The organism is Stenotrophomonas maltophilia group sp. P373 (assembly GCF_053295075.1).
Map to the genome: position 1 here is coordinate 72,332 of NZ_CM129994.1, position 22,485 is coordinate 94,816.

General features: G+C 68.0%; 20 protein-coding genes. 14 read left to right on the plus strand and 6 right to left on the minus strand.

Annotated features, from left to right (window positions below):
- Positions 1-231 precede the first annotated feature (231 nt).
- Both ACSYHF_RS00300 and ACSYHF_RS00305 read right to left on the minus strand, forming a co-directional pair.
- Entirely contained in the window at positions 232-852 is a 621-nt protein-coding gene (locus ACSYHF_RS00300; RefSeq protein WP_447575981.1) for a thymidine kinase, read from the minus strand.
- 124 nt (positions 853-976) lie between these two features.
- Entirely contained in the window at positions 977-1,648 is a 672-nt protein-coding gene (locus ACSYHF_RS00305; protein WP_447575982.1) for a hypothetical protein, read from the minus strand.
- Between the two features lie 99 nt (positions 1,649-1,747).
- On the opposite strand from ACSYHF_RS00305, the gene ACSYHF_RS00310 reads away from it, so the two are divergent.
- From ACSYHF_RS00310 to ACSYHF_RS00330, 5 genes are all read left to right on the plus strand, one after another.
- Positions 1,748-3,724 carry a UvrD-helicase domain-containing protein gene (locus tag ACSYHF_RS00310; RefSeq protein WP_329845484.1) on the plus strand — a complete coding sequence of 659 codons (1,977 nt, stop codon included), beginning with the start codon at positions 1,748-1,750 and terminating at the stop codon, positions 3,722-3,724.
- A gap of 107 nt (positions 3,725-3,831) precedes the next feature.
- The gene (locus ACSYHF_RS00315; RefSeq protein ID WP_005421096.1) at positions 3,832-4,572 is read left to right on the plus strand and encodes a DUF3592 domain-containing protein; all 741 of its coding nucleotides are present in this window, start codon (positions 3,832-3,834) and stop codon (positions 4,570-4,572) included.
- 20 nt (positions 4,573-4,592) lie between these two features.
- Positions 4,593-5,078 (plus strand): DUF3592 domain-containing protein, encoded by a 486-nt coding sequence (locus tag ACSYHF_RS00320; RefSeq protein ID WP_095378490.1) that lies wholly within the window; start codon positions 4,593-4,595, stop codon positions 5,076-5,078.
- Positions 5,079-5,169: 91 nt separating this feature from the next.
- The gene (locus ACSYHF_RS00325; RefSeq protein WP_005421092.1) at positions 5,170-5,706 is read left to right on the plus strand and encodes a GNAT family N-acetyltransferase; all 537 of its coding nucleotides are present in this window, start codon (positions 5,170-5,172) and stop codon (positions 5,704-5,706) included.
- Between the two features lie 46 nt (positions 5,707-5,752).
- Positions 5,753-6,760, plus strand: a complete 1,008-nt coding sequence (locus ACSYHF_RS00330; protein ID WP_111127242.1) for a DUF4272 domain-containing protein — start codon at positions 5,753-5,755, stop codon at positions 6,758-6,760.
- Between the two features lie 54 nt (positions 6,761-6,814).
- Here the strand turns inward: ACSYHF_RS00330 and ACSYHF_RS00335 are convergent, their stop codons facing one another.
- Positions 6,815-7,468: a YceH family protein gene (locus ACSYHF_RS00335; RefSeq protein ID WP_111127240.1), complete on the minus strand. Its 654-nt coding sequence runs from the start codon at positions 7,466-7,468 to the stop codon at positions 6,815-6,817.
- A gap of 101 nt (positions 7,469-7,569) precedes the next feature.
- On the opposite strand from ACSYHF_RS00335, the gene ACSYHF_RS00340 reads away from it, so the two are divergent.
- The 5 genes from ACSYHF_RS00340 to plsB all read left to right on the plus strand — a co-directional run bounded on the left by ACSYHF_RS00340 (position 7,570) and on the right by plsB (position 14,164).
- Positions 7,570-8,493 carry a 5'-nucleotidase, lipoprotein e(P4) family gene (locus ACSYHF_RS00340; RefSeq protein WP_111127238.1) on the plus strand — a complete coding sequence of 308 codons (924 nt, stop codon included), beginning with the start codon at positions 7,570-7,572 and terminating at the stop codon, positions 8,491-8,493.
- The gene (gene pyrF / locus ACSYHF_RS00345) at positions 8,490-9,215 is read left to right on the plus strand and encodes an orotidine-5'-phosphate decarboxylase (RefSeq protein ID WP_005421084.1); all 726 of its coding nucleotides are present in this window, start codon (positions 8,490-8,492) and stop codon (positions 9,213-9,215) included. Before ACSYHF_RS00340 ends, pyrF begins: the two co-directional genes overlap by 4 nt.
- A gap of 218 nt (positions 9,216-9,433) precedes the next feature.
- On the plus strand, positions 9,434-10,255 hold the full coding sequence (locus ACSYHF_RS00350) for a S1 family peptidase (protein WP_111127236.1): 822 nt from the start codon (positions 9,434-9,436) through the stop codon (positions 10,253-10,255).
- A gap of 319 nt (positions 10,256-10,574) precedes the next feature.
- Complete coding sequence (locus ACSYHF_RS00355; RefSeq protein ID WP_447575983.1) at positions 10,575-11,528, plus strand: hypothetical protein; 954 nt, start codon at positions 10,575-10,577, stop codon at positions 11,526-11,528.
- Entirely contained in the window at positions 11,528-14,164 is a 2,637-nt protein-coding gene (gene plsB, locus ACSYHF_RS00360) for a glycerol-3-phosphate 1-O-acyltransferase PlsB (RefSeq protein WP_061479924.1), read from the plus strand. The genes ACSYHF_RS00355 and plsB overlap by 1 nt, the downstream gene beginning before the upstream one ends.
- A 122-nt stretch (positions 14,165-14,286) precedes the next feature.
- Here the strand turns inward: plsB and ACSYHF_RS00365 are convergent, their stop codons facing one another.
- On the minus strand, positions 14,287-14,490 hold the full coding sequence (locus ACSYHF_RS00365; RefSeq protein ID WP_005421068.1) for a YdcH family protein: 204 nt from the start codon (positions 14,488-14,490) through the stop codon (positions 14,287-14,289).
- A 91-nt stretch (positions 14,491-14,581) separates the two neighbouring features.
- Between ACSYHF_RS00365 and ttcA the strand changes: the two genes are divergently transcribed.
- Genes ttcA through ACSYHF_RS00380 form a run of 3 tightly spaced genes read left to right on the plus strand, consistent with a single transcriptional unit; the run spans position 14,582 to position 17,283 of the window.
- Complete coding sequence (gene ttcA / locus ACSYHF_RS00370) at positions 14,582-15,502, plus strand: tRNA 2-thiocytidine(32) synthetase TtcA (protein ID WP_447575984.1); 921 nt, start codon at positions 14,582-14,584, stop codon at positions 15,500-15,502.
- 36 nt (positions 15,503-15,538) lie between these two features.
- Complete coding sequence (locus ACSYHF_RS00375; RefSeq protein ID WP_005421064.1) at positions 15,539-16,444, plus strand: recombination-associated protein RdgC; 906 nt, start codon at positions 15,539-15,541, stop codon at positions 16,442-16,444.
- A 59-nt stretch (positions 16,445-16,503) separates the two neighbouring features.
- Positions 16,504-17,283, plus strand: coding sequence for a M48 family metallopeptidase (locus ACSYHF_RS00380; RefSeq protein ID WP_061479922.1), 780 nt, complete (start codon positions 16,504-16,506; stop codon positions 17,281-17,283).
- A gap of 324 nt (positions 17,284-17,607) precedes the next feature.
- On the opposite strand, the gene ACSYHF_RS00385 is transcribed toward ACSYHF_RS00380, so the two are convergent.
- Positions 17,608-18,474, minus strand: coding sequence for a methylglyoxal synthase (locus ACSYHF_RS00385; protein WP_447575985.1), 867 nt, complete (start codon positions 18,472-18,474; stop codon positions 17,608-17,610).
- A 167-nt stretch (positions 18,475-18,641) separates the two neighbouring features.
- On the opposite strand from ACSYHF_RS00385, the gene ACSYHF_RS00390 reads away from it, so the two are divergent.
- A complete protein-coding gene (locus tag ACSYHF_RS00390) occupies positions 18,642-21,050 on the plus strand; it encodes an ATP-binding protein (protein ID WP_447576447.1) in 2,409 nt (802 codons plus the stop codon).
- Here the strand turns inward: ACSYHF_RS00390 and ACSYHF_RS00395 are convergent.
- Positions 21,036-22,481 carry an FAD-dependent oxidoreductase gene (locus tag ACSYHF_RS00395; protein ID WP_005421057.1) on the minus strand — a complete coding sequence of 482 codons (1,446 nt, stop codon included), beginning with the start codon at positions 22,479-22,481 and terminating at the stop codon, positions 21,036-21,038. The two genes, ACSYHF_RS00390 and ACSYHF_RS00395, sit on opposite strands and share 15 nt — an antisense overlap.
- Positions 22,482-22,485 lie beyond the last annotated feature (4 nt).

Below are 22,485 nucleotides of genomic sequence, written 5' to 3' on the forward strand. Positions count from 1 at the left end.
ATTTCATCCACTCATGGCGTGGATCTACTGGCCGCCGGCCAATTGTCGAAGGCGGGGCACTGTGGGTTTGCGGGGTGTGAGCCGCATGGATGCGGCGACCAAGGCTACATGGACGTACTTGCGCCGTCCCCGCACACCCACAGTGCCCCGCCATCCCACGGAATGCCAGCTTTCGCTGTTGACGTTGCTGTTGCCTCTGCAGGTGCAGGGCGCAGCCCTGCCGAACACCCCTTACAGCGGCAGGGGCGCCTGCGCCGGGTCGATCCGGCCTTCGCCGCGGGTGATCTTCTTGAACTCGGCACGGCTGACCGACACGTAGCGCTCGTTGCCACCGATCTCCACCTGCGGGCCGTCCTGCACGGCGTGGCCATGCTCGTCCACGCGCACGGTCATCGTCGCCTTCTTGCCGCTGTGGCAGATGGTCTTGATTTCCTGCATCTCGTCGGCCCAGGCCAGCAGGTACTGGCTGCCTTCGAACAGCTCGCCGCGGAAGTCGGTACGCAGGCCGTAGCACAGCACCGGAATGCGCAGCTGGTCGACGACCTCGCTGAGCTGCCAGACCTGGGCGCGGGTCAGGAACTGCGCCTCGTCCACCAGCACGCAGCCCATCGGGCCGTTGGCTGCCAGATCCTGCTCCAACCAGCGCTGCAGGTCGGTATCGCGGTCGAAGGCCATGCCGTCAGCGCGCAGGCCGATCCGCGAGGCGACCACGCCGGCGCCGGCACGGTCGTCTAGGCGTGGGGTCAGGATCGCCACCCGCATGCCGCGCTCGCGGTAGTTGTGCGCGCTCTGCAGCAGGGTGGTGGTCTTGCCGGCGTTCATCGCCGAGTAGTAGAAGTAGAGCTTGGCCATCGGCCAATTCTAGTCGCCACCCGGCCCGCCGTCGCGGATCGGCCGTGGCCGGGCGATCACGTGCCGGCTGTCGCGTACCCCGGTGCCAGCAGCGCCGAGGCAACGATGGCCTGGCCGGCGTGGCTCATCGCCCCGATCTGGCCAGCTCCTCGTCCTGCCATTGCCGGTAGGCCACCGGGTCCCAGTAGCGCGCCAACTGGTGCTTTTCCGGTTGCAGCACACGGGCCCCCGCATCGCCACGGCCCTGGCTGCGCATGGCGCCGTTCCAGCCGGCGCGGCTGCCGGTCTGCCACATGCTGCCGGCCCGCAGTTCACGTTCCAGCCGCGGCGTCGCGGCCGGGTCGCCGAACTCGGCATACAGCGCGCGGCCCTCGCGTACCGCGCGCTCGCGCTCGTCGGCGGACAGCGCCTCCCAGAAGCGTTCGCGCTGTACCACCAGCCACTCGGTGCCGCGCTCGGCCGCCAGGTCCATCCATGCATAGCCCAGGGCGCGGTCGGCCGGACCGCCTTGCCCGTTCCAGAGCATGTCGGCCAGCGCTGCCTGTGAGAGCTTGTCGCCGTAGCGCGCGGCATTGCGGAAGTCGTTGCGGGCCTCTTCGTGGCGGCCCCGCTCGCGGGCCTGCATGCCGAGCCCGCGGAAGCGCAGGTCCGGATGGTAGACGAGGAACTCGTGCGACTGCAGCACGATGGTTTCATAGGCGTCGGCAGGCGGTGCCGGGCTGGACCCGGCCGCAGGCACGGCCAGCAGGCCCAGCAGGGTAGCCACCAGCGGGCGGGCGATGATGTTCAAGGACATGGACCACGCTCCTGTGTTCCGGAGTCGACTCAATACCTTAGGGCCAGGCGTCATGCAAGTCAGGTCGGCCCGCCGGCACCCCGCTACAATCCTGTCCCCATGCACGGTCTCAATCCCCCCCAAGCCGCCGCCGTCCTGCACATCGAAGGCCCCTTGCTGGTGCTCGCCGGCGCCGGCAGCGGCAAGACGCGGGTGATCGTGGAGAAGATCGCCCACCTGATCGGCAGTGGCCGCTATCCGGCGCGCCGCATCGCGGCGATCACCTTCACCAACAAATCGGCCAAGGAAATGCGCGAGCGCGTGGCCAAGCGCCTGCGCGAGCAGGATGCCGACGAGGTGACCATCTGCACCTTCCATGCGCTGGGCCTGAAGTTCCTGCAGATCGAACACGCCGCCGTGGGCCTGAAGCGTGGATTCTCGATCTTCGATGCCGACGATGCCGCTGCGCAGATCAAGGACCTGATGTACGGCGCCAAGCCCGATGACATCGAGGACATGAAGAACCTGGTGTCGCGCGCCAAGAACGCCGGCCTGTCGCCCGAACAGGCGATGGCCGCCGCGCGCAGCAACCGCGAGAAGGAAGCGGCCAGTGTCTACGAGCGTTACCAGCTGCGCCTGACGGCGTTCAACGCGGTCGACTTCGATGACCTGATCCGTTTGCCGGTGCAGATCCTGGAGGAAAATCCGGAGATCGCGCTGGCCTGGCGTGAGCGCATCGGCTACCTGCTGGTGGACGAATGCCAGGACACCAACGACGCGCAGTACCGGCTGCTCAAGCAGCTGGCTGGTGAGAAGGGCAATTTCACCTGCGTGGGAGACGATGACCAGTCGATCTACGCCTGGCGTGGCGCCAACCCGGAGAACCTGCAGCAGATGGGGCGTGACTACCCCACGCTGGAAATCATCAAGCTGGAGCAGAACTACCGCTGCTCCAACCGCGTGCTGCGTGCAGCCAATGCGCTGATCGCCAACAACCCGCACGAACACCTGAAGAAGCTGTGGAGCGACCAGGCCGACGGTGAGCGCATCCGCGTGTGGGAGTGCCGCAACAGTGAGCACGAAGCGGAAAAGGTGGCCGCCGAGATCGCCTTCGTGGCGCAGTCGCGCAACGTGCCGTGGAGTGACTTCTGCATCCTGTTCCGCGGCAACTTCCAGTCGCGGCCGCTGGAAAAGGCGATGCAGCTGCTGCGCATCCCCTACCACCTGACCGGCGGCACGATGTTCCTGGAACGCCAGGAAGTGAAGGACACGCTGGCCTGGCTGCGGCTGTTGGTGAACCCGGACGATGACACCGCGTTCATGCGCGCGGTGCAGTCGCCCAAGCGCGACGTGGGTGCCGGTACGCTGGCCAGGCTGGCCGAGCTGGCGCAGGAAAAGGACATCCCGATGGCGCATGCCGCCGAGTCGATCGGTGCGCTGCAGCAGCTGCCACCGCGCGCGGCCAACAGCCTGGCGCGGTTCACCGACATCCTGCGCGACCTGCGCGCGCAGATGCGCCAGGTCAGCTCCGGCGACATGATCCGCAAGGTGGCCAAGGAATCGGGCCTGCTCAGCGAACTGCGCCAGCAGGCCAAGGAAGAGGCCAGTTACCAGCGCCGCGCCAACAACATCGAGGAACTGGCGCAGTGGTTCGAGGGCGGCCCGCGCGGCGCCACCGCGGCCGACCTGGCCGGCCAGCTGGCGCTGCTGTCGCGCAGCGACAAGGACGAGGGCGGCAACCAGGTGCGCATGATGACCATGCACGCCTCCAAGGGCCTGGAATTCCCGTACGTGTTCATCGTTGGCTGCGAGGACGGCGTGCTGCCGCACCAGGTCAGCCTGGACGAGGGCAACCTGCAGGAAGAACGTCGCCTGCTGTACGTGGGCATCACCCGCGCCAAGATCCAGCTGTGGATGAGCTACAGCAAGCTGACGCGCAAGTTTGGCGAGCATGTGCGGCTGAAGCCGAGCCGGTTCTTCGAGGAGATTCCGGCCGAGGAGATCCAGCGCGATGGTGCCGATCCGGTGGCCGATGCAGCGCGGAAGAAGGAGCGCGCGACGGCGGGGTTGGCCGCGATCGAGGCGCTGTTCGATTGAGGATCGAAAAGCCACTAAAGTGGTATTCCAATCCGTCCGATTGACGCTTCTGGCCTTGAGCCTGCATCGGGTTAAGGCCTAGTGTGAGCGCACCCGAAGTGCGCGCCGTGTCCTTCATCGTGTCCAACGACATCCCTCCTGTTCTCACCCGTACCTTCCTCGGGCTGGGCGTGGTCCTGCTTGTTTCAGCACTTCTGGCCTACGTTGGTGCCAGGCGCTTCCTCGATGCGGCGGTCATTGCCGATGGCAGGATCACCCATGTGGGTGCCATCACCGTTGATCGCGGTGGTTCGCGCACTTCAGGGGTGAAGTTCCTGTACTGGGTGGAATTCACTACCAGCAGCGGGCAAGTGATGCGGTTCTTCGCAGGTCGTACCAGCCGTCGTGCCTACATGACGGGCGATCATGTAGATGTGCTGTACCTGCCGGACCGCCCGGACAAGGCTCTGGTGCGTTCGCTCTCATCACCCTGGGGCCTGAGCGTCATACTGGGATTGGGCGGCGGCCCATTCCTGCTGGCGGTGGGATTTATGCACCTGCCGCAGGCGGCGAGGGCATGGCGGCGCAGGCAGCTCCTTCGCCACGGGACACGGGTGCAAGCCAAGGTCCGGGCGATCAAGCGCGATCTCGGAGTATTTTCGGGGGGAAGGCATCCGTTCGTCATCGTCTGCGCCTGGCGCGATCCTGAAACCACTCGATGGCATGTCTTCCACAGTGCGTATCTATGGGCCGATCCCCGTGCACAGGTGAGTGGGCGTGAACTGGATGTCCATGTCATGCCGGGCAATCCGCGCTACTACCATGTCGATACCTCCTTCATTCGATCAGCGCCGGCACCTGCACGCTGATCGATCAACCCGGCAGCACCATGCCCACCCTCCTCAGATGTTTTTTGCTGTTTTTCTTTGCCGTGGGCCTGCTGACCCTTCTGGCCGCCGCCTGGCTGTTCGTGGACGTCCAGCGTTTCGCGCGCAAGGCCGTTTCCGTAACCGGAACGGTGGTGGCCGTCCAGGCAGAGGATGCCCGGTCGGAAATGGAGGGGATGCCCGCACGTGACATCACCCTGCATCGCCCGGTGGTGAGGTTCCAGACCGCACAGGGGCAGATGATTCAGTTCACCGCGTCCTTTGCTACCGGGGCACCACTGTACGTGGTCGGCGAACAGGTACAGGTGCTGTATCCCGGCGGCATGCCTTCCAAGGCTCGTATCCAGCACCCGGGATTGCGCTGGGGCGCACCGCTGCTGTTGGCGCTGATGGGCATGGGGTTCTGCCTGATCGCCGCATGCGTCCATCGCCTGTGCGTGCGCTACTGGCCGATCCTGTTCGGCCCGCGTGACGGGGCATGTGGCTAGGCTGGGCATCGTAGTGGCCCACTTGGCCTGAGCGTGCTGCACGGCGGGCGCTGGCGTTGCAAAATCGAGGTATTCCTTCCGGAGCCCACCCATGCATCCCATCGAAAGCGAACGCCTGCGGCTGCGCCGCCTGGAACCAGACCGGGATGCTGCGCCGATGCTGGCACTGCTCAACGATCCAGGCTTCCTGCGTTTCATCGGTGATCGCAACGTGCGCAGCGAGGAGCAGGCGCGGGAGTACATCGCGCTGCGCGTGCTGCGCAGCTATGCCTTGAACGGCTTCGGCATGTATGCGATCGAGCGCCTGGCCGATGGCGCGTGGCTGGGTAACGCCGGCCTGGTGCGGCGTGATGGCCTGCCGGGGCCGGATATCGGCTATGCGGTGCTGTCGGAGTTCACGGGGCAGGGCTATGCCGGCGAGGCGGCGCAGGCGGTCTTCGCGCATGCCCGTGCGGAGCTGGGCATCGAGGATCTGTACGGCATTACCGACCTGGACAATGTGGCTTCCGGACGCATCCTGCTGGGGCTGGGCATGCACGAACGCGGCGTGATCCAGCTGCCGGGCGTGGACAGCGCGAGCCGGTTGTACGCCACGCCGGGGGCGGCGGTGGTTCAACAGCCAGCATGAGCCGGTGGGGTATGGTGCAGGTCTGTTTTCCTGCACGGATGCTTCGATGCTGATCAACGCGTATTCCACCCTCGGCCCGGTGCTGGCACCGCCACCACAGGCCGGGAGTGCCTCCGTCCGTGGTCTTGATGACCCCGCACTGGCCCCGCACCTCGGCGGCTTCGTCAACTACGTGCTGGGTCATGGCGACGGGCAGATGACCGCCGCGCGCTATCACCTGATGCGGCACGTCCAGCGCGTGCGCCAGCACTATCTGTTCGAGCTGGCCGAGGCTGATCTGGAGGCGCTGCAGCCTTGGCTGCTCCAGGCCAACGCGGTGTGCTTCCTGGAAGATGGCAGCGTCCGCGATCCGGCCGGCAAGGTGCTGTTGGGTGACGCGCTCGATCCGCAGGCACAGGTGCCCTACCCCGCCGATGCCGGGCAGCGCCGTGCGCGCAGCCAACAGCAGCTGCAGGCCCACGAGCTGCGTGTCCCGCCGTCATTGCCACCTGTGCTGGGTGCGGCCGAGGCACAGCTGCGCGCGCCTGCCCAGGTCTGGGCCAGAGCGCAGGCGCTGCTGGCGTGTGCGCTGCGCGCCGAGGCGCTGCAGGCCGGTGACCCACCGTTGAGCCTGGCCGAGTTGGCCGAGCGCCTGCCGGCGCTGCCCGAGGCCTTGAGCCCGGCCGAGGCCGCTTTCATCGCGCACGGGGACGCCGAGGCGGCTCTGCCGTTCGGCTGGCGCTACGAGAGCCTGGCCGTGCTGCTGTGGGCGCTGGGCCTGTCCGAGGCGCTGCCGTGGCCGCAGGCGACCTGTGCCGTGCCGGATGTGGTGGGTGCCTTGTTGCAGAAGGCTGACAGTGGCAGCGAGCCTGCGACCCTGCGCGATACCGCCGAGCTGCTGGATGCGCTGGATCTGCACTACCGCCTGCACTGGGTTGCGCGTGAGGCCCAGCGCCAAGGTGCACCGATGCCCGGTGCGCTGGAGGGCGGCGTGATCTACGAGCGCCACTACGCGCTGAACTGGTTGTTCTGCTTTGAACAGGCCGACTGGGACGACGTCGATACGCCGACCTGAGTCTGCAGGGCGAGGGCGGTCAGGCCGCCCTCGCTGGCATGGGCACCCACCCTCTCAGCTGCGCAGTTCTGCCAGCTGCGCCTGCAGCTCGGCCACGGCCGCTTCCAGCTGGGCCACGCGCTCGGCCAGGCCCGGATCGGCCGCATCGCTGCTGCCCCCGCCACTGCTGGCGTACTTGGCCGCCAGCGCCGCGCCATCCACTTCACCGCACAGCAGGTGCATGTAGCGGTCTTCGCGTTGGCCGCTGGCGCGCGGCAGCACCACCAGCAGCGCGCGCTGCTGCAGGCGCTCGACGGCGTGGCGGGCTTCGTCGATATCCGCAAACCGGTACAGACGCTCGCTGCGCGACACCAGCTCGCCCAGGGTCTGTGGGCCGCGCAGCAGCAGCAGCGCCAGCAGCACGGTCTGTTGCCGGGTCAGGTCCAGCGCGGCCTGCAGGCGGTGCTCGTAGCGGTCGGCGCGCGAGGAGAAGTGCTGGCGGGCCAGGCCCAGTGTTTCCAGCTGGCGCAGCGCGTGCTGCACGCTGCCGGCGTCGACGTTCATCACCGGCTCGCGGGCGGTCTTCTGGTTGGCCGCCGATTGGGCGGCATTGACGGTCAACGGGTAGGTGTCCGGGGTGGTCGCCTCCTTCTCCACCAGACAGCCCAGCAGGCGGGCCTGCACCGCATCGAGCAGGGGAACGTCGGGGGTCTGGGTGGAATCGGTCATGGCGGCCTCCGGAAGAGCAGCGGGTCAACCACCAAGCATAGCCGTCCCCGGGTCGGCTTTGCCGGTAAAATGCGCCGGTATATCTGATTGCCGGTGAATCCATGCGTCGTCCTGTTTCCCTGTCCCTGACCCTGCTCGCCACCGCGGCGCTGGGCCTGTCTGCCTGCAAGCGCGTGGACGCGCCTGCCGCTGAAGCCGCGGCGCCGCAGGCCCCGGCGTCCGCCGCCAAGGCCGATGGCGCGCGTGATGCCACCGCCAACGACAACCTCAACGCCGTGCTGTGGATGCAGCGTGCGCAGGAGTACAGGGCGATCACCGAGCAGACCTACCGCGCCGCCGCCGACCACCTGGACGTGGCGCTGAAGGAAGCCCATTGGGATGCTCTGGTGCCGGAAGAACGCGGCAACGAGGCCAAGGGCCTGAAGCCGGCCGTGGTGCTGGACGTGGACGAGACCGTGCTGGACAACTCGCCCTACCAGGCGCGCCTGGTGCGCGACGGCAAGGAATACGACGAGCTGAGCTGGGACCAGTGGGTGGCCGAAAAGAAGGCCAAGGCGATCCCGGGCGTGGTCGATTTCGCCAAGGCGGCCAACGCCAAGGGCGTGACCCTGCTGTACATCTCCAACCGTGCCGTGCACCTGAAGGACGCGACCCTGGCCAACCTGCGCGAGCAGGGCCTGCCGGTGGCCGATGACAGCGTGTTCCTGGGCCTGGGCACCGTGGTCGAAGGCTGCGAGCAGGCTGGCAGCGAGAAGAACTGCCGCCGCCGCCTGGCCGGGCAGAAGTACCGCGTGCTGATGCAGTTCGGCGACCAGCTGGGTGACTTCGTGGAAGTGACCGCCAACACCAACGAAGGCCGTGGCGCCCTGCTGCAGCAGTACCACGACTGGTTCGGCGAGCGCTGGTGGATGCTGCCGAACCCGACCTACGGCGGCTTCGAGCCGGCGCAGTTCAACAACGATTACAGCCAGTCGCGCCAGGCCCGCCACGACGCCAAGCGCGCCGCGCTGGACTACGCACCATGAGCCGCGCACCGCTGCCGCTGCGCGATGACGAGCGCCTGATCTTCGCGCTGGACGTGCCTGACCGCGCGCAGGCGCTGGCGTGGGTCGACCGCCTGGGCGACAGCGTGGCGTTCTACAAGATCGGCATGGAACTGCTCGCCTCCGGCGAGTACTTCCAGGTGCTCGATGAGCTGGCCCGCCGCGACAAGCGCGTGTTCGTCGACCTGAAGTTCTTCGACATCCCGGCCACGGCTGCGGCGGTGATCAAGCGCCTGTCGCAGTGGCCGGTCAGCTACGCCACCATCCATGGCTGGCACCCGGCCATGATGGAGGCGTGCGCCGCCGCCAACAGCGGCGACATGCGCCTGCTGGCAGTGACCGTGCTGACCTCGATGGGGCGCCCCGACCTCGCACAGATGGGCATCGACCGCGAACCGGTGGACGTGGTGGTCGAGCGCGCGCTGGCTGCCCAGGCCGCCGGCATCGATGGCGTGATCGCTTCGGGCCAGGAGGCCGGCCCGATCCGCGCTGCCACCGGCAGCGGATTCTCGATCGTCTGCCCGGGCATCCGCCCCGGTGGCCCGGTCGGCGATGACCAGAAGCGTACCGTTGGCGTAGCGCAGGCCTTTGCCGATGGCGCCGATGCCATCGTGGTCGGTCGCCCGATCCGCCTGGCCGCCGATCCGCAGGCCGCAGCGCGGGCGATCCAGCAGGAAATCGCGTCGGCTCTGGCTGCACGCTGAGCCCACAGCCGACGCCGGTCACGCCGGCACCACGAACGCCATCCCGATCCATGCGGGATGGCGTTCGCATTTGTGGGTCTGCAGTTGTCGCAGGCGGCGCCAGCCACGAGAACTGTGCGCAGGTTCGCGCTGTGGGCCTCTCCACTGCTCCCCAATCGATGCACCGGTACGGACCGCGGCCGCGCCGGTTCCAACCATCGACAGAGGAGTACAGGGAAATGTATCGCAGCACCTCTTTGTTCATCGGCCTGCTGTTGGCCGCGTCTGCCATACCCGCCATCGCTGCGCCGCAGCTGCGCGATGCGCCGCGCATCATCGGCGGCGAAGCGGCGCCGGCCGACGAGTACCCGTTCATGGTCAGCATCCAGGGCATCTTCGACGGCGATTCGGACCACGACCGCCACTTCTGCGGGGGCACCCTCATCTCGCCCTCGTGGGTGCTGACGGCCGCGCACTGCATGCAGGGCGAAGCGCCTGGTGGCATCGCCGTTGTCGGCAAGGTCACGGCCCTGTCCACTGACGCCGGACCACGACCCTCCAACGTCAAGGCGATCCACGTCCATCCGGCATTCAACAGCGGCAATTCGCTGGAGCACGACGTCGCCCTGATCCAGCTCAGCGCACCGCTGGTCGGCGCACAGCCGGTAGCACTGCGGCTGCGGCCCGACGCCAGCTATCTCAAGCCGGGCCGTGAATTCACGGTGATCGGTTGGGGAGACACCGACATCGGCGATGGCCGGGTCTATCCGACTCAGCTGCAGACCGCACAGGTGCCGTTCGTGTCATTCGATGAATGCCAGCAGGCGTACGGCGGTGAACTATCACGTGGCAAGGTGATCTGCGCCGGCCGCGAGGGCATCGACAGCTGCCAAGGGGATTCCGGAGGTCCGCTGCTGCTGCGCCTGCGTGAAGGCTGGACCCAGTTCGGTGTCGTCAGTTGGGGCGAGGGCTGTGCGCTGGCCGGCTATCCGGGGATTTATGCCCGAATCGCCGAAAAACACGCCGTAGATTTCATTGAAGCGGTTTGGCAACGCGATTGACACAATAAAATCAAATACATACATGGCATTACGTGAAGTGTTGCCTTAACTTGAACGGCAGCGTAGGATCGCCGCCATCCGGTCCTCGGGCCGGACATGTGCCACAACACTGTCCTCCGGCCCCGCGCCGGCTTGAAGAGCCTGTGATCCCCGTGATCCGGGCTCTTTTTTTATCCCGGTGGCGGCGCTGGGGTCAGATCCCTTCTGCCCGCAGCAGAGGAGATCTGACCCCCCCCTTGGCTGGAAACCGTGACGTCCCGGCTTGCCGCTGTCACGTCGCAGGCCGCAAGATGCGGGCCGGTCCGGGGAGTCCGAGTGCATGAGCGTGGCGGTGCGAGGAAAGTCTGCGCGTGGATGGGGGCTGGCGGCCATGCTGCTGCTGGCCGTGGCGGGGTGCCGCGAGTCTGCCAACGATCCGGCCAGGCCGGCGGCCGAGCCGGTGGCTGCAGTACAGGCGATGGCGTTGCGCCTGGCCGAAGATGATCTGGTCGGCTACGCAAAGCTGTCGGTGCCGCCGGGCCAGTACCAGCGCCTGCAGCAGGCGTGGGTGGAAGGCCACAGCCAGTGGCCGCTGACCGAGCTGCCACTGGGCGACCAGCTGCTGCCGATGCTGGCCGCACTGCGCAAGCCCGGTGCCAGCGCCGAACTGCAGCGCAGCTTCGATCGCCAGCTGGCTGGCCAGGCCGGCGCCGTGCGCCAGGCCGCACAGTCGATGGGCAACTTCGGCGTGCAGTACCTGCGCCACCAGAAGGGCTCCACGCCCAGCCAGCAGGCCCACTACATCGCCCTGGTCGAGACCCTGGCGGGGTGGGCGCAGGCTGCCCCGATCAGCGACCGCGCACGTGCCCGCAGCACCATCGCCGCGCTGGTCGGCGCCGCCAGCAAGGTCGGCTTCGAGGATGAAGCCGGCCTGCAGGCGGCCGGCATGGAAGGCAGCCTGCAGCAGCTGGCGCCGTTCATCCACACCCTCAAGGCGGTGCTCGGCAGTTACGGACTCGGCGTGGACGACGCGCTGCGCAGCGTGCGCGGCGAACTGCTGTCGGTGGAAGGTGACAATGCGCTGGTGCGCCTGCACTACGACCTGGCCGGTCGCGAGATGACCCTGCAGCTGCCACTGAGCCGGCGCGAGGGCCACTGGTACCTGACCCGCACCCTGGCCGACACCGACGCGCTGCTGCGCAAGGCCGATGCGGCCCGCGCGGCTGCGTCGCCAGCACCGGCCGAAGCCCCCGCCGAGGGTGGGGAAGCGGCAACACCGCCGGCTAAGCCATAATGGCGCCGATGTCGAAACAGAACCCGCTGCCGTTCCCCGGCGAAGAATCCCAGTCGACGCCCGCCGATACGGTGCCGGCGTCCCCCTCGACCGGTACCGGCCCGAACCCGGTACCGCCGCCCGCGCACGCGCGTCCGGCCGGACGCCGTCCACTGTGGGCCCGCCTGCTCGGTCGCCTGGTCGAGCCGTGGCTGTCGCTGAAGATCGAACCGGAAGACCCGGGCCAGTACAACGATGGCCGCCCGGTCATGTACGTGCTGGAAGACTACGGCCTGTCCAACGCGCTGATCCTGGACAAGGCCTGCCGCCAGGCCGGCCTGCCGTCGCCGCTGGTGCCGCTGGCCGGTGATCCGACCGGCCGCAAGCGCGCCTATCTGGCGCTGTCGCGGCGCAGCTCCAGCAACTCGCTGATTCCCGAGCAGCGCGGCGCCAAGACCCACTCCGATTCGCTGGCCAAGGTCCTGCAGGCGCACCGCGTGCGCGATGACCTGGATGTGCACCTGGTGCCGGTGTCGATCTTCGTCGGCCGCGCGCCGGACAAGCAGAGCGGCTGGTTCGCAGTGCTGTTCTCGGAAAACTGGGCGCTGGTGGGCCGCTTCCGCCGCCTGCTGGGGCTGCTGCTGAACGGGCGCAATACCATCGTGCGCTTCGCCCCGCCGATCTCGCTGCGCAGCACCGTCGATGAAGGCCTGGAGCCGGAGCGCACGGTGCGCAAGCTGCAGCGCGTGCTGCGCACCCATTTCCGCCGCATCCGTGAATCGGTGATCGGCCCGGACCTGTCGACCCGGCGCCTGCTGGTGGACCAGGTGCTGGCCGCCGAGCCGGTCCGCGAAGCGATCGCCGCACAGGCCAAGCGCGACAACTCGAAGCCGGCCGATGCCTGGAAGAAGGCGCACGCCTACGCCTGGGAAATCGCTGCGGACTATTCCAGCCCGGTGGTGCGCTCGGCCAGCTTCATGCTCAGCCACGTGTGGAACCGCATCTATGCGGGCGTGCTGGTGCACCACCTGGACAAGTTCAAGGCCGCCGCGCCGGGCCACGAAGTGGTCTACGTGCCCAGCCACCGCAGCCACATGGACTACCTGCTGCTGTCCTACCTGCTGTACGACCGTGGCATCGTGCCGCCGCACATCGTGGCCGGCATCAACCTGAACCTGCCGGTGGTCGGCACCCTGCTGCGCAAGGGCGGTGCGTTCTTCATCCGCCGTTCGATCCGTGGCAATGCGCTGTATTCTGCAGTGCTCAGTGAGTACGTCGCGCAGCTGGTGGCCGGTGGCTATTCGCTGGAGTACTTCGTCGAAGGCGGCCGCTCGCGTACCGGGCGCCTGCTGCAGCCCAAGGGCGGCATGATCTCGATGACGCTGCGTGCATTCCTGCGCCAGCCGCGCAAGCCGGTCCTGTTCCAGCCCATCTACATCGGCTACGAGAAGCTGATGGAGGGCGGCAGCTACCTGGACGAACTGTCCGGCCGGCCGAAGGAAAAGGAGTCGATCTGGTCGCTGCTGTGGGGCATCCCCAAGGTGCTCAAGCAGAACTACGGCCAGGTGGTGGTGAACTTCGGCGAGCCGATCGCGCTGAACGACGTGCTGGCCGAGAAGGCCCCGGAGTGGAAGGGCGAGGCGGTGTCCGAGGACGAGAAGCCAGCCTGGCTGTCGACCACGGTGGATACGCTGGCTGAACGCATCCAGGTGCGCATCAACGGCGCTGCCGACGTCAACCCCATCAATCTGCTGGCGCTGGCCCTGCTGTCCACGCCGAAGCACGCGATGGGCGAGGCCGACCTGATCGCGCAGATCGAGCTGTGCAAGACGCTGCTGGTCGAGATGCCGTACTCGGACCGGGTGACGGTGACCCCGCACTCGCCGGAGCGGATCATCGCCCATGCCGAGGAAATCAACGTCCTCACCCGCATCAAGCACCCGCTCGGCGATGTGCTCAGCGTCAGCGGCGACACCGCGGTGCTGCTCAGCTACTTCCGCAACAACGTGGTGCACCTGTTCACCGCCTCGTCGTGGGTGGCCTGCTGCTTCCAGAACAACCGCCGCATGAGCCGTACCGGCCTGGTCCAGCTGGGCCGCACGGTGTACCCGTTCCTGCAGGCCGAGCTGTTCCTGCCGTGGAGCGAGGATGAGTTCGCGCAGCGCATTGACCGCACCATCGACGTGTTCGTGCGCGAAGGCCTGCTGCAGAACGTCAACGATGACGACGGCGGCATCCTGGCACGCAACACCGGGCAGACCGACGAGGTGTTCCGCCTGCGGGCGATCGGCCATTCGCTGCAGCAGGCGTTCGAGCGCTACTACATCGCCATCTCGGTGCTGGTGAAGAACGGCCCGGGCGTGCTCGGTGCGGCCGAGCTGGAAAGCCTGTGCCAGCAGGCCGCGCAGCGCCTGAGCCTGCTCTATGCGCCGGCCGCTCCCGAGTTCTTCGACAAGGCCCTGTTCCGCGGCTTCATCCAGAAGCTGCGCGAACTGCGCCTGGTGTGGCCGGACGAGAACAGCAAGCTGCTGTTCGATGAACGCCTGGATGCCTGGGCCAAGGACGCCAAGTTCATCCTGGGGCGCGAGCTGCGCCACACCATCGAGCGGGTCAGCCCGGAAGCTGCGCGCCCGGACGAGCCTGCGCCGCAGGATTGAAGGTCGCGCCGGACAAGGCGGTGGGTGCGGACCTTGGTCCGCACACTTCCACCCGTGCCAACCAAGGTTGGCACCTACCGGAGAGGGAGGCCAACCAAGGTTGGCACCTACCCGGACCCGGCTCAGGCCGGCTCGTCGGGAATCTGCAGGCTTTCCAGCCTGGCGATGCAGTCCTTCAGCTGCAGCTTGCGCCGCTTCAGGCGCTTGGCTTCCAGTTCGTCCTCGCCGTTGGCCGCCATGCGGGTGATCTGTTCATCCAGCAGGCGGTGCTCGGCGCGCAGGGCGGCGAGGTGCTCGACGATCTCGGCGGGGCTGTAGGTATCCACAGCCTCCGAGCATACACAGCGTTGATGACTGCCGGGAGAGGGGAAACCCGACCCCCGGCCGGGGCGGCTCCGAGCCGTTAGAATGGAACCCATGAGTGCCGTGATTTCCCTTCCCGATCCCCAGCCGCGCGCCGCCCGCGATCCACGCGTGGCCGAGCGCGAGCAGCACAAGCTGGCCAAGCGCCTGCGCCGCCAGGTCGGCGAGGCGATTGCCGACTTCGGCATGATCGAGGCCGGCGACAAGGTCATGGTCTGCCTGTCCGGCGGCAAGGACAGCTACACCCTGCTGGACGTACTGCTGCAGCTGCAGAAGAAGGCGCCGGTGCCGTTCGAGCTGGTGGCGGTGAACCTGGACCAGAAGCAGCCGAGCTTCCCCGAGCACATCCTGCCGGAGTACCTGGCCGGGCTGGGCGTGCCGTACCACATCATCGAGCAGGACACCTATTCGGTGGTCAGCCGGGTCATCCCGGAGGGCAAGACGATGTGTTCGCTTTGCTCGCGCCTGCGTCGTGGCGCGCTGTACAACTACGCCGAGACCCACGGTTTCACCAAGATCGCGCTGGGCCACCACCGCGACGACATGGTGGCCACGTTCTTCATGAACCTGTTCCACCACGCCAAGCTGGCGGGCATGCCGCCGAAGCTGCGCAGCGACGACGGCAGGCACGTGGTGATCCGGCCGCTGGCCTACGTGCGCGAGAGCGACATCGTCGACTACGCGCAGGCACGCCAGTTCCCGATCATTCCCTGCAACCTGTGCGGCAGCCAGGAGAACCTGCAGCGCCGCCAGGTCGGCCTGATGCTCAAGCAGTGGGAAAAGGACCATCCGGGCCGCATCGAGCAGATCGCGCGCGCCATGGGTGAAGTCCGGCCCTCGCAGCTGGCCGACACCACCCTGTTCGACTTCATGGCGCTGGGCCGTCGCGACGACACGCCGCTGCCCGACGCCCATGCCTGGCTGGCCGGCTCCCCGGCCGACGCCGACGCAGATCCCGAGACGCCCACCGTTTAAGGTCGGTCGCCCTTCCTCTTCGCCATCCGGAATTCCATGTTCTTTCGCAACCTGACGTTCTTCCGTTTCCCGACCACCACCGATTTTTCCGAAGTCGATACCCTGCTGCCGCACGCCGTGCTCAAGCCTGTTGGCGCGCTGGAAATGAATTCGCGCGGCTTCATTTCGCCGTTCGGCCGCGAGGAGAAGGAACTGCTGTCCCACCGCATCGCCGAACACCTGTGGCTGACCGTGGGCGGCGAGGACAAGATCCTGCCGGCGGCGGTGGTCAACGACCTGCTCGAGCGCAAGCTGGAAGAGATCGAGGAGAAGGAAGGGCGGCGCCCGGGTGGCCGCGAGCGCAAGCGCATGAAGGACGACCTGCTGCATGAACTGCTGCCGCGCGCCTTCGTGAAGTCCTCGCGCAACGACGCCTTCATCGACCTGCAGCACGGCTACGTGGCGGTGGATACCTCCAGCCGCAAGACCGGCGAATACTTCATGTCCGACATCCGCGGGTTGCTCGGCAGCTTCCCGGCGATGCCGCTGAACGCCGAAGTCGCGCCGCGCTCGATCCTGACCGGCTGGATCGCCGGAGAGCCGCTGCCGACCGGGCTGAGCCTGGGCGAAGAGTGCGAGATGAAGGATCCGGTCGAAGGCGGCGCGGTGGTCAAGTGCCAGCACCAGGAACTGCGCTGCGACGAGATCGACAAGCACCTGGACGCCGGCAAGCAGGTGACCAAGCTGGCGCTGATCTTCGAGGACAACCTGTCCTTCGTGATCGGCGACGACCTGATCGTGCGCAAGCTGAAGTTCCTCGACGGCGCCCTGGACCAGCTGGAGCATGCCGACGAAGACGGCCGCCGTGCCGAGTTCGATGCCCGCTTCGCCCTGCAGAGCGCCGAGATCCGCCGCCTGTTCCTGTTGCTGGAAGAAGCGTTCAAGCTCAGCAAGGCTGACTGAACAGGCAGCTCGACGGTCGCCGGTCATCCGGCGGCCCGAAGCAGCGCTATGCTGGGCGCATGAGCCGTCTGCTGCGCCGCCTGATCACGCCGACCCCGCCCGCCACCGTACAGCGCGACACCGTTCGCCTGCGCCTGGAGGATGCCGAGATCGAGGTGCTGCGCGTGCGCGATCCGCGCGCGCGCCGCATCAAGCTGAGCGTGGACGAGCGTGGCGCGCGGTTGACGTTGCCACCGCGCGCAAGCCTGGTAATGGGCGAGCGCTTCCTGGAACAGCACCGCGACTGGCTGGCGCTGCAGCTGCGGCAGTACCAGGGGCAGGGCCTGCCGGCACCGCTGCAGCCCGGCGAAGACGGCGTGCTGCCATTGCGCGGTGAACTGTTGCCGCTGCGCTGGCAGGAAGGCCGCTACGCGCGGCTGGAGATCGACGCGCACGGTGCCTGCGTGCAGTGGCCGACCCGTGGTGGTGACGCCACCCTGCGCCGCCTGCTGCGCGAGTTCTATGAAGCGCAGACCCGCGCCGACGTCGGCCGCTGGCTGCCGAAGTACCTGCCCACCCTGCCGCGCGCTCCCAGCCGCCTGCGCCTGAAGGTGATGTCCTCGCAGTGGGGCTCGCTGGCCCCCGATGGCAGCATGGCCCTGGACCTGGCCCTGGTGCTGGGTCGTCCGGAAGCGTTCGAGTACGTGCTGGTGCACGAACTCTGCCACCTGATCCAGCCGAATCATTCGCCCGCGTTCTGGCATGAAGTCGAACAACGTTTCCCTGCCTGGCGCGAACAGCGCGACTACTTCCAGCTGGAAGGTCGGCGACTGAAGGCGATGCTTCGCCAGCTGTTGTAGAGCCGAGCCGATGCTCGGCTGACGCGCGTGGCGCAGATGTCCAGCCCTCGCGATCGACAGCAGCCGAGCATCCGCTCGGCTCTACAAAGGCGCGCGCAGCGCGCGACCCGCTCCTGCTCTTCCTTCTTTCTTCCGTGATGGGCACACAGGAAACTGTCGAAGGACGGGATGGGTGGGATTGCGGGGGTGTCCGCGGCATGGATGCCGCGGCCAAGCCCCCAGGGACGGGTTCACGGCGTCCCCCGCAATTCCACCCATCCCGGCCAACCTCATGATCGTGCAGCCCCCACCCACCACGAGGGGCGCAGCCGTTGGCCGAAACCCTCACCCCGCCCGCAATGCCGCCGCGGCCGCCCAGCGTGCCGCCACCCGCGGCGCGGTGATGCACACCGCCTGGTCGGTCACCGTCGTCACCGCGCGCTCCAGCAGCTGGATATCGGGCTCGTGCTGGCGTGCCACATGCGGGTCCTCGAAGAAGATCGCGCGCTGGCAGCGCCCCTCCAGCACACGGTCGGCAATCTGCGCATCGCCGCCCATCGGGCCACTCTGGTAGCGCGTCACCCACGGCGTATCGCTGGGCCAGCCGCGGCTCCAGGCCAGTTCGTTCAAGCGCTGGCCGGTGGTGCCGGTCGCCACGCGCTCGCCGAACCGTGCCAGCACATCGAAGTGCTCGTCGGCGAAGGCCAGCATCGCCGGCTTCATCGCGTCGTGCGCGATCAGCGCCAGCGTCTGGTGCTGGAAGGCATGCAGATCGTCGGCACCGGTATCGGCAGCCAGCCCGGCGTGGATGCGTTCCACCTCGATCCAGTCGCGCGCAGTGGCCACCGTTGAAATGAACGGCTTGCCGTGGATCACGCACTGCCGCTTGAGCGCGGTTGCCTCCGGAAACACCGAGGAAGGATCGACCGGGTCGATCAGGTAGATCGCACCGTCCAGGGTGCGCTCCGGCCCCATGCCAACCACTTCGGCCACCAGTTTCATCAGGCCACCCTCGCACCCGTAGGGGTAGCGGTGCAGGCCGCCGTAGCCGGCCAGGAAGCCCTGCCGTTCGATCGCATCGTGGGTGCGCCCGACCGCGTGCAGCGATACCCCCAGTTCACGCAGCCCGGCCTCGCTGGCACGCAGCCAGCGGAACAGCGCGGCGCGCGCATCGTGGTGATGGAGACGGTTGGCGGCCAGGCCGATACGCATCGAGCGCTCCGTAGGGACGGGTAGAAGCGGCAGTGTATGTCGGCATTCGCCGATAGGGATGTTTTTCGAATTTTTCTCATTGTCGCGGAAGCGCGCCTCGCTAGCGTGGCTGGCAGCGGTACCGCTGCGCGGCCGTGGTTCCTGCCCGCGAAATGAGGATGTCTACCGTGAATGTCGCCGGCCGCCGCGCCGTCGCCGCTGTCATGGCATCGCTGTTGCTGCCCGGCATCGCTGCTGCGTCCGGTTGTTCGAGTCCACTGCAGGTGGCATGGCGTTCCGATCGGCCGCCGCTGTCATACAACGCGCAGGGCGACCTTGCGAGGGTGGCTGCGGATTACCTGCCGCTGCTGGGCCCGCAGGCAGTGCAGCATGCGCAGCCATTGCCCGCAGCGGTGCTCACCGATGACCCGCTGCCGGCTGGCACCCAGGTGCTGCTGGGCTGGCCGCGCGCACAGCTGCCGACCGGCTGGGTGGCCAGCAGCCCCTACCTGGAAGTGCCACAGGTGATCGTGCGGCGCGAGGGTGCAGCGCCAGTGCTGGGGTTGGAGGGACTGCGTGGCCGCAGCGTGGCCAGCCCGGACCGGCTGCCGCTGGACGCATTGCTGGCCGAACAGGCCCCGGGTGCGCAGCTGCTGGCACCGGCGCCGCTGGACCACGCGCTGTCACTGCTGCGCGCCGGGCTGGTCGATGCCGTGGTGGCCAATCTCGCTGAAGTCGAAGCCGCGCTTCGCGCCGTGCCGGGTGACCCTCTGGTGATCGCAGCACCTGCGGGCTTCGGCGATGCACTGGTGCTGGCCGCCGTACCGGCCTGTGCTGCGGTGGTCGCTGCCTTCGACCGGGAGCTGCAGCGGGAGGGCGATGCGCGTCGGGCGTCGGTTCGCAGTGCCTGGCTGCCGGAACTGCCACGTGCGCGGCCCGCCGGTTCGGCACTGCGCTGGCTGGTGCCGTTGTCGCTGATCCTGCTCGCGCTGATACTCCTGCATGCCTTCGGCTACTGGCGCGTGCATCGCGAGAGCGTGCGTCGCCGGGTGCTGGAGCAGCGCTTGCATGAAGTCACCGCGAACCTGCCGGCGGTGGTCTACCAGGCGCGCCGTTCGGCAACCGGCCACTACAGCCTGGCGCAGATCGCCGGCGACGTGCAGGCGCTGTTCGGCGTAGCCGTGGAGACTGAGCGGATCGACCATCTGCAGCTGCTGGCGGCCGTGCATGCCGGTGACCGCAGCCGGGTGATGGCGAGCATCGAAGCGGCCGCGCTCGTGCGCGGTCCGATCGACGTTACCTTCCGCACCCGGTCGGCACAGGGCTGGCGCTGGGTCCGATCACAGGGACGACCGTTGCCGTGCGATGACAGCAGCGTGGAGTGGAGCGGCTACTGGATGGACGTCAGCGAAGCCCAGGCGCGTGCAACGGCGCTGGCCGAGGCGCGCCGCGCGGCCGAGCAGGCGGCACTGGCCAAGGGCCATTTCCTGGCGACCATGAGCCACGAGATCCGCACGCCGATGAGCACCCTGCTGGGCATGCTGGAGCGGCTGGCTGGCACGGACCTGGATGCGGGCCAGCGGCAGGTGCTGACCACCGTCGGTGACGCTGCGCAGATGCTGCGGCAGATCCTCGACGATGTGCTGCACAGCCAGCGCCTGCAACCGGCGCCCCTGCAGCTGCGTCCGACCGATCTGGCGGCGCTGGTGGGCGCGGTGCAGCAGCTGTTGATGCCCGTCGCGGCCAGCCGCGGGCTGCACCTGTGCAGCGAGATCGACCCGACGTTGCAGCCCTGGTCGCTGGCTGACGGGCTGCGCCTGCGGCAGGTCCTGTTCAACCTGGCCGGCAACGCGCTCAAGTTCACCCTGCAGGGAAGCGTGGTGTTGCAGGTCCACGTGCTGCAGCAGCGCGACGGCGGCCAGCGTCTGCGCCTGCAGGTGACCGATACGGGCGTGGGCATCAGCGTGGAGCGGCAACAGGCGGTGTTTGCCGCCTACGAGCAGGCCGAGGCGTCGACCACGCGCCGTTTCGGCGGCAGTGGCCTGGGGCTGTCGATCTGCCGCGAGCTGGCGACGTCGATGGGCGGGCGTCTGCACCTGCGCAGCGTGCCCGGCAAGGGCACCACTGTGTGGCTGGAGCTGGACCTGGCGGCCTGTGCGGCCCCCGCTGCGGGACCGGCGATGGCACGGCCCGCGCAACGACCGTTGCCGCCGGCGCGGGTGCTGGTGGCCGAGGATCATCCGACCAACCTGCAGTTGCTGGCACAACGCCTGTGCGAGCTGGGACTGCAGGTGCACGCCTACAGCGACGGCCTGCAGGCATGGGAGGCCTGGCAGGCGCAACCGTTCGACCTGGTCATCACCGACTGCCATATGCCGCACATGGATGGCTTCGCGCTGGCCCGGGCGATCCGTAGCGATACCCGCGCTGCCCATGCTCCGGTGCCGATCATTGCGTTGACCGCCAGCGTGCTGGAACGCACGCGCGAGGCCTGCCGTGAGGCGGGCATCGACCATTTCCTGGCCAAGCCGCTGGAGGCGCACGAACTGCGCGCGCTGCTGCAACTGCTGCTGTTGCCGGACTCAGTGCGCCAGTAGGCGGACGATGCTGGCAGCGGCGTCGCGGCCTTCGGCCACCGCGGTTACCACGAGATCGGCACCACGCACCGCGTCGCCACCGGCGAACAGGCGTGGATGCGCGGTCTGGAACGGCAGGCGGTCCTTGCCACCGGCGAGGATGCGGCCATTGGGCTGGGCTTCCACCCCCAGTTCCGCCAGCCACGCCGGCACGCTCGGCGAGAAGCCGAAGGCGATGATCACCACGTCTGCCTCCAACAGCGACTCACTGCCTTCGATCGGCACCGCGTTCTGGCGGCCATTGGCATCGGGCTCGCCCAGCCGGGTCTCGACCACGGTCACGCCGATCACCTCGTCGTCGGCGCCGGCTTCGATCGACAGCGGCTGCCGGTTGAACAGGAAGCGCACCCCTTCCTCGCGTGCATTGGCGACTTCGCGCGCGCTGCCGGGCATGTTGGCTTCGTCGCGGCGATAGGCGCAGGTGACCTTGGCCGCGCCCAGCCGCACCGCACTGCGCACGCAGTCCATGCCGGTATCGCCACCGCCCAGAACCACCACGCGCTTGCCGTTGAGGTCGGGCAGGGCGATGGTGTCTTCCCAGCCGGCGATCGGCCGGCCCTTCGGATCATCGCCGCCGACGATGCGGCTGTTCTGCACCAGGAACGGCAGCGCCGGCAGCACGCCCTTCAGGTCCTGGCCGACCAGGCCACCATCGGTATAGCGGTAGGCGCCGGTGCCGATGAACACCGCATCGTGGCTGTCCAGCAACTGCTGCACGCTGACATCACGGCCGATCTCCACGCCGAGGCGGAACTGCACGCCCATGCCTTCCAGTACGTCACGGCGGCGATGGATCACGTCCTTGTCCAGCTTGAAGCTGGGAATGCCGAACTGCAGCAGGCCACCGATCTGCTCGTAGCGGTCGTAGACCACGGCGGCAATGCCGGCGCGTGCCAGGCGGTCGGCACAGGCCAGCCCGGCCGGGCCGGCACCAATCACCGCCACACTGTGGCCGGTCGGCTGCACCGCGCCCAGGTCCGGGCGCCACCCACTGGCCAGTGCGGTATCGACGATGTACTTCTCCACCGCACCGATGGTGACCGCGCCGAATTCCTCCAGCGTGCAGCTGCCTTCGCACAGTCGATCCTGCGGGCAGACCCGGCCGCACACTTCCGGCAGCGGGTTGGTGCTGTGGCACAGCGTGGCGGCCTCGTGGATGCGGTTTTCCTGCACCAGCTGCAGCCACTGCGGAATGGCGTTGTGCACCGGGCACTTCCAGCTGCAGTACGGGTTGCCGCAGTCCAGGCAGCGGCCCGCCTGGTACTGGGCGTCTTCCTTGCCGAACTTGCCGTACAGCTCGCCCCAGTCGCCGGACGTGCGCAGTTCCACCGGGATGCGCTGCGGCATGGTGCGGGGCAGGTCGAGGAACTGGAAGGCGTGCTTGCGGCTCATGGCG